Origin of the sequence: Peptoniphilus raoultii, assembly GCF_900099555.1 — a bacterium.
In the GTDB taxonomy this organism is placed as follows: domain Bacteria; phylum Bacillota; class Clostridia; order Tissierellales; family Peptoniphilaceae; genus Peptoniphilus_A; species Peptoniphilus_A raoultii.
In genome coordinates this window covers 1,392,661-1,405,068 of sequence record NZ_FMWM01000002.1, presented here as the reverse complement: position 1 = coordinate 1,405,068, position 12,408 = coordinate 1,392,661, and the positions used below count along the sequence as shown (strand labels likewise).

9 protein-coding genes are annotated in these 12,408 nt (G+C 31.1%); 5 read left to right on the top strand and 4 right to left on the bottom strand.

The features are described 5' to 3' along the window. Positions 1–517 precede the first annotated feature (517 nt). Together BQ4446_RS06870 and BQ4446_RS06865 are read right to left on the bottom strand one after the other, a co-directional pair. Positions 518–1,696 (bottom strand): ISL3 family transposase, encoded by a 1,179-nt coding sequence (locus tag BQ4446_RS06870; RefSeq protein ID WP_071027818.1) that lies wholly within the window; start codon positions 1,694–1,696, stop codon positions 518–520. Between the two features lie 166 nt (positions 1,697–1,862). Then, entirely contained in the window at positions 1,863–2,657 is a 795-nt protein-coding gene (locus BQ4446_RS06865; protein ID WP_071027816.1) for a nitroreductase family protein, read from the bottom strand. Positions 2,658–2,757: 100 nt separating this feature from the next. Here BQ4446_RS06865 and BQ4446_RS06860 point away from each other — a divergent pair, with 100 nt between their 5' ends. Next, positions 2,758–4,590, top strand: coding sequence for an ATP-dependent helicase (locus BQ4446_RS06860; protein WP_071027814.1), 1,833 nt, complete (start codon positions 2,758–2,760; stop codon positions 4,588–4,590). A 12-nt stretch (positions 4,591–4,602) separates the two neighbouring features. On the opposite strand, the gene sfsA is transcribed toward BQ4446_RS06860, so the two are convergent. After that, positions 4,603–5,793 (bottom strand): DNA/RNA nuclease SfsA, encoded by a 1,191-nt coding sequence (sfsA, locus tag BQ4446_RS06855; protein WP_071027813.1) that lies wholly within the window; start codon positions 5,791–5,793, stop codon positions 4,603–4,605. Between the two features lie 104 nt (positions 5,794–5,897). Here sfsA and BQ4446_RS06850 point away from each other — a divergent pair, with 104 nt between their 5' ends. Continuing rightward, entirely contained in the window at positions 5,898–6,320 is a 423-nt protein-coding gene (locus BQ4446_RS06850) for a hypothetical protein (protein WP_071027811.1), read from the top strand. A 49-nt stretch (positions 6,321–6,369) separates the two neighbouring features. On the opposite strand, the gene BQ4446_RS06845 is transcribed toward BQ4446_RS06850, so the two are convergent. Further along, entirely contained in the window at positions 6,370–8,382 is a 2,013-nt protein-coding gene (locus BQ4446_RS06845; protein ID WP_418008179.1) for a urocanate hydratase, read from the bottom strand. Between the two features lie 241 nt (positions 8,383–8,623). Here BQ4446_RS06845 and hutI point away from each other — a divergent pair, with 241 nt between their 5' ends. The 3 genes from hutI (at position 8,624) to BQ4446_RS06830 (ending at position 12,407) form a co-directional block, all read left to right on the top strand. Continuing rightward, entirely contained in the window at positions 8,624–9,886 is a 1,263-nt protein-coding gene (hutI, locus tag BQ4446_RS06840) for an imidazolonepropionase (protein WP_071027809.1), read from the top strand. Between the two features lie 428 nt (positions 9,887–10,314). Next, positions 10,315–11,874 carry a Na+/H+ antiporter NhaC gene (nhaC, locus tag BQ4446_RS06835; protein WP_071027807.1) on the top strand — a complete coding sequence of 520 codons (1,560 nt, stop codon included), beginning with the start codon at positions 10,315–10,317 and terminating at the stop codon, positions 11,872–11,874. 29 nt (positions 11,875–11,903) lie between these two features. Next, complete coding sequence (locus BQ4446_RS06830; protein ID WP_245149688.1) at positions 11,904–12,407, top strand: hypothetical protein; 504 nt, start codon at positions 11,904–11,906, stop codon at positions 12,405–12,407. The last annotated feature ends 1 nt before the right edge of the window (position 12,408 follow it).

The window sequence follows — 12,408 nt, the reverse complement described above, 5'->3', positions numbered from 1 at the left end:
TTTTTATTTATAATCCAAATTTATATAATAATAAAGTATTTAATATTATAATGTGTTTAATACTTATTTTGTTTTTCTTTTTCACATGTGACTACATAGTTGTACATGGATGGCTTATATCTATTGTATGTCTTAGTCTTTACTTTATTATGAATAGGATTGTTATGAGTTTTTTTGATCCTAGCAGTTCATCATATGATGGTATAAAATATGGTTTTAACTTTCTATTTTTAACTTTAATGCAGATACCATTAATAATAGAAGATTATATTAAATATAAAAAGGACGATAAAAAGTAAAAAAATCCCTCTTTACTAGCTGTCTGGTAAAGAGGTTTTTATAATGGCTCTATGTCAAATATTGGGGAGACTCGTTAACTCGAGTCTCTTTCTTTATGTAAAAATCAATACATAGACGCTAATAGAATATCAAAACTAAAATAAATAAAAACTACTAAAAATAAACATAGCAAATAAAACCCCTAGGGGTTTTGCAAAATTTTTCCTGTTTTTTGTCACTACTTACAAGCAAACATAATTCTTTTTCTAAATAAATTAAAATTTTTCATACCAAAACAATTTCTCTTTAAAGTCTTTATCTTAGTATGTGTGCCTTCAAGAGGACCATTAGACCAAGGATAATCAAAAGAGTTACATATCTCATCAAACCAGTTATTAAAAGCAGTGATACAAGCTTTAAATTCTTTTAAATTAGATTCTTCAGCTCTTTTTATCCATTCTCTTAGAGATTTAGCTGCCCTAACTCTATTGGGTTGGGTAAGAACATATTGGTAGAATAACTCCTTTAACCTATATGCTAATTTTAAATCTTCACTAATATTAAGCATTAGAGAAACATCTTCAGCTTGATCAGTTGTTAGCTTAGAAGCAGGTTTTGTAAGTAGACTCCTACTTCTCTTAAAATACTTCCTAAGCTTAGAAGATATATCCTTTTGAATCCTCTTTCTAACATTCTCCAAAGCCCATGAAACTTGCCTAATGAAATGATACCTGTCAACAATATGGATAGAATTCTTAAAGAACCTATTCTTAACAGACTTAAAGGTATTAGACATATCACTTACAAAAAACTTAACAGCTTGTCTCTCCTTGTTAGGAACTTTTTTAAAGTAGCTAAACAAAAAATTCATATCTCTAGTAGGTAAAATATTAATGATAGAGTGTTTAGCTCCATTTAGAAGTGATGTTTGGTACTTAATATTTCCACTATCCCCTTTAAATTCATCTATACAAAGGACTTCAGAAAGCTTATCTCTCGAAACACTTAAACAATTTAAAATTCTAAAAACAGTGTTAGTAGAAACATTATACCTTTTAGCAATAGATGAGATAGAGTAGAGCTCATCAAACTCAGCAACAATAGCAAAAACAAGTCTATTAGTCATAGTATGACCCTTAGCAATAAAATTAAGTTCTCTTTCAAAACGACAGCCACAAGACTTGCAATCATACCTTGTTTTCTTTAAATGAATAAGACATTTCTTTCCACGAATGTGAGTATCCTTAATCTTTTGAATTCTATGATCATGAACCCAAATCTTTTTAGAACCACAGTGAGGACAAGCATTCATCTTTTTAACAGACGCATGAACATAAACAAAGTCATTATCCTCGTCAAAGCTATCAAAAACTACATCTTTAAAACCTAACAAATTAATGTTATTATTATTTTGCACTTATATGCACCTCCTAGCTTTGTTTGTTGTTATTTTAAGTTTAGGATTAAATGCGTATAAGTGCAAATTTTTTTCATAATAATATCTGTTAGAGATTTACTCCCCAACAGATATTATAGAGCCTTTATAATTCTTCATATCTTAATAATTTAAAGTTTTTATTTAATTAAAGAGCAAAGTATCCCAAATTCAAATAGTTTTCTTCGTCAGTAATTTCTATATTCCATTTATTAGTAATTCCAATTGTTTTCGCCATTTCCTCAAAATAAAATAAAATTACTCCCATATCAACTAAAGAAAGTTTATCTTCAGGTGATTTTTTCATATAGGCATAGACCTTTTCATCCTTTATGACAAATCTCCAGGGCTGAAAATTTTTATGGCTTGGTGCATATCGTATCGATGAAAAAATATTAAAGAGACCTCTTTGTTCCAGAAATTGTCCTGAAATTGGAGAGTCTATATCATCTTTAAAGACAAGCTGATCTAGAGTGTATCTTTCTTGTGTCACTTCCGGTTCAAATAATTTTTTCTTTTTTGGATAGCCTAGGGCAATTAAATAGTCAATATTATTGCCAGACTCACCCAAAACAGATTTTTTTGTTTCATTATCGACTTTTGAAAGAGTAATCCAGCAAGTTCCTAAGTCAAGTTTAACTATTTCTGTATTTAATTTTTCCAAAAGATAGCCAGATTTCAAAATATTTACATAATCAGACTTATCCATTTCAAGACCTATGTAGTGAGGAGCTTCAATCATTACTCCGCTGTAACCGGCTTTACCTTGAAGAGCCTTAGAAATTATGCCACCGTTTTCATAAAGATAAAATTTAGCACTATTTTCTAGGTCGTTTACATTTGCCATATAGTCTTTAATTTTATAAAGTAAGTCCTTAGATAGAGCATTGTTTTTAAAATCTCTAACTGATTTCCTTTCTTGCAAAAAATTTGTCATTAACATATTATCACTCCCATTACTTTAATTATAATACACTTTAGGGGAAAAAAATAGATTTAAAAAATAATTAAGATGGCTTAAAATAATATTTAGGTGAAAAAATTTGAAATTAACAGAAAATCAGATTAAGGCTACTAAACATTTTAAAGGGCCGGCTCTTGTGCTGGCTGTTCCTGGAGCTGGCAAGACAACAGTTATTTTATATAGGATAATAAATTTAATAATAAATGGAGTTGACCCCAGAAAAATTTTGACTATAACTTTTTCTAAGGCTGCAAGCCTAGATATGGCAAGAAGATTTGAAAAACTTTCAAGGGCAAAGGGAGTGAATTTTTTGACAATTCATGCTTTATGCTACAGAATTTTACTTGACTTTGGAAGGATTAAGGGCAAAAAATATGACCTTCTTGAAAAAAATAGGGGAGATAAGATTAGGCTTTTAAAGGATATTTATATTTCCATAAATAAGTCCTATCCATCAGATGAGCTATTGGAAAATACTATGAATGAAATTTCTTTTTGCAAAAATACTCTCCTAAATGCCGAATCCTTTGAGGCAAGGGAAGAGTGTCAAACTTTAAATTTCTCAAAAATTTATAAGGCATATGAAGATTATAAGGTCAAGAAACATCTTATAGACTTTGACGACATGCTTACTATTAGCTACAAAATTTTAAGAGACGATAGCTATATTAGGACGAAATATAGGAGTTTTTTTGAATTTATTTTATTAGATGAGGGTCAAGACACGTCTTATGTTCAGTTTTTAATATTAAAAATACTGGCAAAGCCTTTGAATAATTTTTTTATAGTTGCTGATGACGATCAAAGTATCTATGCTTTTAGGGGAGCAAGCCCAAGAGAGCTTTTTAACCTTAAAAAAACCTATAGTGACCTTAAGACCTATTATATGGAAGAAAATTTCAGGTCTTCAAAAAATATAGTTAATATTTCAAATTCTTTTATTGGTCAAAATGAAAATAGATTTAAAAAAACTGTCTTTACAGAAAATGCTTGGGCAAGTCCTGCAACAATAGCCAAGGTTAAAAGCCCTGCTGATGAATATGATTTTATTTTCAAGCAGTTACAAAAGTTAGAGGGGGAAAGTGCCATTCTCTATAGAAATAATCTTTCTGCCATTGGTCTTGTAGAATTTTTGGAAAGAAAAAATATATTTTTTAATATAAAGGACCAAAAAAATAAATTTTTCTCTCATTTTATTGTAAGAGATATTATAGACATCTTAAAATTTGCAGAAGATTTATCAAATATAGACCTTTACCAAAGATTTTACTATAAACTTGAAGGCTATATTTCAAAAAGACATATTGCATATATGAAATCCAGGGGAGGATCAAATATTTTTGATTGTCTTTTTAAATTTCCAGGCCTACCAGATTATTATTTAGAAAAAATTGGTAAGCTAAATAGGGATTTTAAAAAATTAAAAAGGCTAAATTTATCTGAAGCAATAGGCTTTATTGAAGATGAAATGGGATATTTAAATTATTTAAAGGAAAATTCTAAAAGGCTAGGCGAATCTTATAAGGTCCTAATGGAATATCTTTTTTATATAAAATTTATTGGCAAAAATGCCCCAAGTCTTGATGATTTTTTAGGGAGATTAAAGCACCTTGAATACCTATTGCAAAAACCAAAGTCCGTAGGAGCAAATCTTGAACTTTCGACAATTCATTCGTCAAAAGGTCTTGAATATGACAATGTTTTTTTAATTGATTTAATTGATGGAAACTTGCCTACTAAGTCAGCTATAGATAATATTAGGGAAAAATTATATGCTTTTGAAGAGGAAAGAAGACTTTTTTATGTTGGCATGACCAGGGCCAAGAAAAATCTATTTTTCCTCTATCCCAAATATATGAATGGGGAAGAAGTAGAAATTTCAAGATTTTTATCTGACCTTGAAAGTATGTAAAAAAACCTTTAATTATTTTAAAGGTTTTTCAAAGGACTGTCTTGGAACATTCCCATATATATAAGTTATGCCTGCATATTCAAAATTGCAGGATTTTAAAAGATTTTGCATCTTATAATTATCTTTGTGGGTATCAATTCTTAAAATATGGATGCCTTGATTTAGTGCATAATTTTCAATTTCATAAAGGAGCTTTCTTGCATAGCCCTTATTTCTAAAGGAGCCAGATACTGCAAACCTATGAATTACTATATATTCTCCTTCATATTTCCACGCTCCATCAATTCTATTATAATTTTTTTCAAAGTTAGATAAAATTGCAGTTGCAACAATTCCATTGTCGTCTAAAACATAAAGCTCTTTAGAATCAACAAGTTCTTTCATATTATCAAGATTTGGTTTTTGAATTCCTTGCCATTGGTCAACGCCCATTGCCTTTAAAGACTTTGAACCGTCATCATAGATTTTTAAAACGGATTTTTTATCTTCCATCCTTGCTGGCTTTAAAATTATTTCGTGGAGATTATAGTCGATTTTATGGTCTAAAATAATTTCATCTTCCTTAACAATAGAATCATAGGCAAGAATGTTCACTCCTGCAAGGTCAGCTTCCTTTAAATAGTTGGCAAAAGCCTTGTCAGTCTTATAATTTGGATAAAATTCATGGGGACCATGCATTTGAATTAAAAATAAAATATAGGCTTCATAGCCTTCTTTTTTTGCCTTAATTAGCTCTTTTAAGTGTTTAGAACCTCTTAAAGTTGGTGCATCTGGAAAGGATGCAATTCCATAATTTTCAAGGGTAACTCCCTTAACTTCTAAAAATGCCTTTTTATTTTCCCCTTCAAGGTAAAAATCAAATCTGCTTTTATCATAGGTAAATTCTCTTATATAATTTGTAACTTCAAAATCGAAATCTATTTTCCCAGATTTTATAGCTTCTTCAACGGCAGCATTTGGTGCCTGAGAGTCAATATTTATAAGCATTTGATTTTTTTCAAGAGCAATTAAGGTAAATTTTGTTTTTCTTTGGTCAGAAAAATTTTCAGAAAGATAACAGTTCGCTCCATTAGAAAAAATTTCCTTACACCTACCAGTATTTGGCACATAGGCTAAGTTTATTTCTCCATTTATGGAAACTTCAGCTATAAACCTGTTCAGTCTTCTTATAAATTTTCCTTGGCGTACGTTTAAGTATTTCATAGTTTCCTCTCCCTATAAAAGTATATAGCAAAAAAATTATAAAAAAAAGACTTTTGAATTGAAAAAGTAAAAATTTTATATAAAATAAACTAAAGGAGATAAATATGAAAAGATTTTTTAAAAATTTTCAGAATTCTAAAAATTATAAAACTATATTTTTCATGCTAATATTATTAGAAATTTTATTTTTTCCAATCCTTCCAATTATGCCAAAATTCTATCTATATCCCATAAATCCTATTTATAATTTTGTACCTATGGGGTCCTTTATATTTGGGATTTATTTTCAGTTACTTTTAATGCTTGCTGTATTTTTCCTCTATAAAAATATATATCTTTATATTTTTACATTTATAGCCTTTAGCCTTAACTTTTTCCTTTATTATGTAGGCAAGGGAGTCGGCTCTAAAGACGACAAAGAATTTATTTTATTTTTGCTACCCATAATAGGTATTTTCATTTTTAATATTATTGCATCTCAAATAAGTTATAAATATAAAAAGGATTTAAAGTGGATAAAAATATAAAAAAGAAGGCTTTCTCATTTTTTGAGAAAGCCTTAATTAATATATATACTTATTTCATATCCTTAACTGCATTTTCAATTAATTCATCATTAACAAGATAAGGAAGAGTAATTGCTCCGCTTGTGCCTTCCTTATTAAATTCCAATGAAACCTCCATAGCGTGTTCATTTCTAGCCCAGTTACGTCTAGCAACGCCACTCATTACGTCCCAAGTTAAAGATAGGTCAATAATTTCATCAACTCTTTCAGATCCATCAAGTACAAGACCAAATCCACCATTAATAGATTTACCAATACCAACTCCGCCGCCGTTATGAAGGGCAACAAGACTCATACCTCTTGCACAGTTGCCGGCAAAGCATTGAGTTGCCATGTCAGCCATAACATTTGAACCATCTTTAATATTTGAAGTTTCTCTAAATGGAGAGTCAGTTCCTGAAACGTCATGATGATCACGACCCATCATTACAGGACCGATTTTTCCTTCTCTAACAAGTTCATTAAATTTATGAGCGATTGCAACTCTGCCCTTGCAGTCTTGATAAAGAATTCTTGCTTGTGTTCCAACAACAAGTTTATTCTTTTCTGCATCTCTAATCCAGTTATAATTATCATGATCTTGATATCTTCTATTTGGATCTATACATTCCATAGCTGCATGGTCAGTGGCAATTAAATCCTCATGTTTTCCAGATAGGCAAACCCATCTAAAAGGTCCATATCCATAGTCAAATAAAAGTGGTCCCATAATATCTTCTACATATGAAGGCCAAATAAATCCGTCTTTGTCATCATGACCATTTTTAGAAATTTCTTTAACCCCTGAGTCATAAATTGCCTTTAAAAATGAGTTACCATAGTCAAAGAAATAAGTTCCCTTAGCAACTAAATTCTTAATTACTTCATAGTGTCTATGAAGAGTTTCATCAACCAAGCCTCTGAATTTAGAAATATCTTCAGCAAGAAGTTTTGTTCTTTCATCAAAGCTAATGCCAACTGGGCAGTATCCACCATTATAAACATTATGGCAAGAAGTTTGGTCAGAAAGTAAATCTATATGAATATTATTTTTATCCATGTATTCAAGAAGATCAACGATATTTCCGTGGTAGGCTATAGATAGGGTAGATTTTTCTTCTAAAGCCTTTTTAGCAAGGGAAACAGCTTCTTCTGGGCTTTCAGCAAGTTTCATAATCCAGCCTTGTTCAAGTCTTGTTTCAATTCTTGAAATATCAACTTCAGCAATAATTGAAACTGCACCGGCAATATCTCCAGCCTTTCCTTGAGCCCCACTCATTCCACCAAGTCCTGAAGAAACAAATAATTTTCCTTTAAGGTTATCTTTTTCGCCAAGACCAAGTTTTAATCTTCCGGCATTTAAAATTGTATTGTAAGTTCCGTGAACAATCCCTTGAGGTCCAATATACATCCATCCGCCAGCAGTCATTTGACCGTAGTTAGCAACACCCATTTCTTCAGCAATTTCCCAGTCATCAAGATTGTCATAAAGACCAACCATTAAACCATTTGTAATAATTACTCTAGGAGCATTTTTTCTTGACTTAAAAAGTCCAAGAGGGTGTCCTGATTCCATAACCAAAGTTTCATCATCGTGCATTATTTCTAAGTATTTTTTAATTAAATTATATTGCATCCAGTCATGGCAAACAGAACCTGTTTCACCGTATGTTACTAATTCATAAGGATAAAGAGCAACTTCAAAGTCAAGATTATTATCAATCATAACTTGAAATGCTTTTCCTTCCAGGCAATTTCCTTTGTATTCATCAATAGGTTTTCCGAAGATTCTGCCTTCCGGTCTAAATCTGTATCCATAAATTCTCCCACGAGTTTTTAATTCATCTAAGAATTCAGGAATAAGTTCTTCATGGTATTCTTCAGGAATATATCTTAGAGCATTTCTAAGAGCGATTTTTGTTTGGTCCTTAGTAAGTCTAAATCCCCTGTCAGGTGCACGCCTAATACCTGACTCAAAACTCTTCTTTTCAGGAAGAACATCAAGCCTTACTTTCATTGCATTTTGCAAAATTTGATTATCTATCAAAGCTAATCAACCTCCTTTTAATTTAAATTATAGTCCACTTAAAAAAAATTGTAAACTTAAAAATTATAAATGATTTATAGTTTTTAAATTTTAGGAAAAAGATTTATAATAGCTTTAGAAAATATTTTTTTATTTATTAAATAAAAATTCAATCTTATGGTAATATTTTTTTGGATTTTATATAATAGTAAAAGAAATAGAATTTGCTTTTATTTTTAAAATTAAAAGGAGGTTAATTATGAAAGCTGATAAAATTTTATATAATCTGGAAGAAGTATTTTCACCTAATGACTTAGGAAGACCCCTAAAGGGCAAGGAAATGAACGAAGCCACAATTTTAAAAAACGCCTACATTGCAATTGCAGACGGAAAAATTTTAAAAGTTGAGGAAGGGGAAGGATATAAGGATTTTAAAGATAACAATACAGAAATGATTGATCTTAAGGGATGCGTTGCAACTCCAGGACTTATTGATGCACATACACATCTTGTTTATGGGGGTTCAAGAGAAAACGAATTTGCCATGAAACTTAATGGCATGGAATATCTTGAAATTTTGGCAGCAGGCGGAGGAATTCTTTCCACCCTAAAGGCTACAAAAGAATTACCTTTTGACGAACTTTATGAAAAGACTAGAAAACTCGTTGAACAATTTATGGTCCATGGAGTAACTTGTGTTGAAGCCAAATCAGGTTATGGTATTGATCTAGAAACTGAGGTTAAAGAACTTGAAGTTATAAAAAAATTAAATGAAAATCTTCCTATTGATCTTGTTCCTACTTTTATGGCTGCCCACGTCATAGCAGAAAAATATAAGAAAAATCCTGACGAATATGTTGATATAGTCATAAATATGATGCCAACAATTAAGGAAAAAGACCTTGCAGAATTTTGTGACGTATTTTGTGAAAAAGACGTTTTCACTGCAGAACAAACTGAAAGAATTTTAACGGCGGCTAGGGAAAATGGCTTTAAACTTCGTGTTCATTCAGACGAAATTGAAAATATAGGAGGAGTTAATGTTGCGGCTGACCTTAAAACAACTTCAGCTGAGCATTTAATGGTTGTTGACGATAAGGAAATTAAACTATTGGCAGAAAATAATGTTATAGGAAATTTACTCCCAGGAACAACTTTTTCACTAATGAAAGATACCTACGCACCTGCAAGGAAAATGTTAGATGCAGGAATGGCTATAACTCTTTGCACAGATTCAAATCCTGGTTCTTGCCCAACAGCAAATTTACAATTTATTATGCAGTTAGGATGCCTTGCTATGAAACTTACTCCAATTGAAGTTTTTAATGCAGTTACAATTAATGCTGCTTATTCAGTTGACAGGGCAAAGACAATGGGTTCTTTTGATGAAGGAAAAGATGCCAATATTACAATATTTGATGGTAAAAATTTAGACTATCTTTTATATTTCTTTGCAACAAATTTAACAAAAGAAGTTTACCATAAGGGAAAATTAGTAGTAAAAGATAGACAGCTTGTATAGCTATTTACCAATATATTAATTTAAAATTATATTTTTAATACCGGAAATTTTATCCGGTATTTTTTATTTGTCAAATTTTTTATAATTTTTTCCAAAAATTCAAATTAATAAAATATAGAACTAAGTTTTCATATTAATAAGCTATCATGACTACCAGATAAAATATTGAAATTTACACATTTTTAAAATAAAAAAAATCATTTTCATATTGACTTTATAAATCCTGTGTGAAATAATGGACTTGTAAAATTAAGGCATATTTCTAAATATTTTTACTTACAGCCATGTTATTATCTTAATATGTTAATTTTATCAGAAAGTTTATCCATAACTTAAATTTATAAATGAAAATTTATAAGGGAGGGATAAACATAAGGAGTATGCGTTATCCTAAAAATTAACGTAAATATTTTAAGGGAGGCTTATTTATGGAAAACAATAAGCAAAAGACAGTAAGGCTACCAAATATTTTTGAAGCACTACTGCCAATTATCACTATGGTTGGTTTAATGCTCTATGTATTTAACTTCGCTTATGAAATAGTTGATGGAGAAAAGGTTAATATTTACGATGGAGCTCACATGCCACTTGTTGTAGCTATTGTAGTAGCTTGTATAGTAGGGGCAATGTGTGGACACACTTTTTCTGACATGTTAGCTGGTATGGTTGAAAGACTAAATGCGACACTTGAAGCAATTTTAATTCTTTTAACAGTTGGTATTTTAATATCATCTTTCATGATTTCAGGAACTATTCCAGCAGTAATTTATTATGGATTAAAATTATTAAGTCCACAATTATTTTTACCTGTTGGATGTATATTAATCGCTATTGTATCACTTGCTTGCGGTTCATCATGGACAGCAACAGGAACAATTGGTATTGCTTTTATGACAATTGGTGTTGGCCTTGGAATTAACCCAGCCCTAACAGCAGGCATGGTTATTTCTGGAGCATACGTTGGAGATAAATTCTCACCACTTTCTGATACAACAAATTTAGCAGCTGGAGTTTCAGGAACAGGTCTTTTTGACCACGTTACTGCAATGGTTTCTACAACAGGCCCAGTATTTTTAATTGCCCTAGTTATTTATGCAATTTTAGGTTCAAGAGTAAATGTTGTAAACTATGACCCCACAATTGCTCAAGGTATTGAAGATGCACTTGCGGCAAACTTTAACCTTAATCCTCTTGTACTTTTACCAATTGTTGTAATTGTAGTTGTATGTATTTTAAGAGTTCCAGGACTTCCTGGAGTTATCATTTCAGTTATCACAGGTGCAATTTTCGCAATAATTTTCCAAGGTGGACACAATATTGCCGAATTATTTGCAATTCTTCACTATGGCCCAACAATTGAAACAGGAAATGAATTTGTAGATGCTGCTCTTGCGAAAGGTGGTATGGACCATCAAATGTGGACAGTAAACTTAATTCTACTAGCTGTATCCTTTGGTGGTGCACTTGAAAAATGCGGTAGCGTTGAAAGAATTTTTGGCGGATTAAAACATAAGATTCACTCTGTTGGAACTTTAGTTTTAGCAACAATGTTCACATCAATTTTCTGCGACATGGCAATGTGCGACCAATTCTTAGGAATAGGAGTTCCTGCTCCATTATATGACACTAAATATGATGAGATGGGACTAGCAAGAAATATGCTTTCTCGTACTCTTGAAGATGCTGGTACACTTTGGGCATGTATGTTTCCATGGACAGCCTGTGGTGCTTATCAATCTGGCGTTTTAGGCATGAGCCCATTTGTATATTTCCCATTTGCCTTTGTTAACCTATTAAATCCAATTTATGCTGCAATCACAGCATTTATGGGAAGAAATATCTTCTGGGCAGATGGATCCTACACAAATCTATTTGGCAAGACTACTTTGAAGAAAGCTGCCAAAGCTCCAGAAGAAGCTAGAAAATTTGCTCTTGCTCAACTTGAAAAATTAAGAGCAGAAGGCAAAGCACCTAAGGTTAATGCTTAATAATTAGTTTATAGTTTTAGAAGTAAAGGATGGATTTAATTTTGCATTTTGAAAAGCCCTGGAAAGATTTAGGCGGAAATATTTTTGAAGCCTTTCCACTTGTAGAAAGAAAAAAATATGTGACAATAATGGCTTGGTGCTTGGCATTTATATTTCTTTTAATTGGAATATTAACCACCTATAGAATATGTTTATTCTTAGCCTTCGTACTTTTTCTAACTCTTTTGTCAAAAAGATATACAGTCCTCACCAAAAGGGGTCTTGAAATCTTTTACACTATGGTTTTTACAAAGTCTTATGAAATGTGGTTATGGGAAGACATTTATGCCCTAACTCATGAAAATGAGCCCAAGGATAAAGACGTCATCAGAATTTACATTACAAAAGGCGATAGAAGCAAAAGACTTTACTTTAAAAAGGAAGATTTGGAAAATATAATTAAGCTCGCTAAAGAAAACAATAGAAAAATAAAAATTTTTGATGCAGCAAAACATAGAAGCGAGCTTAATTTAATTAAAAAAAATAGTAAATAAG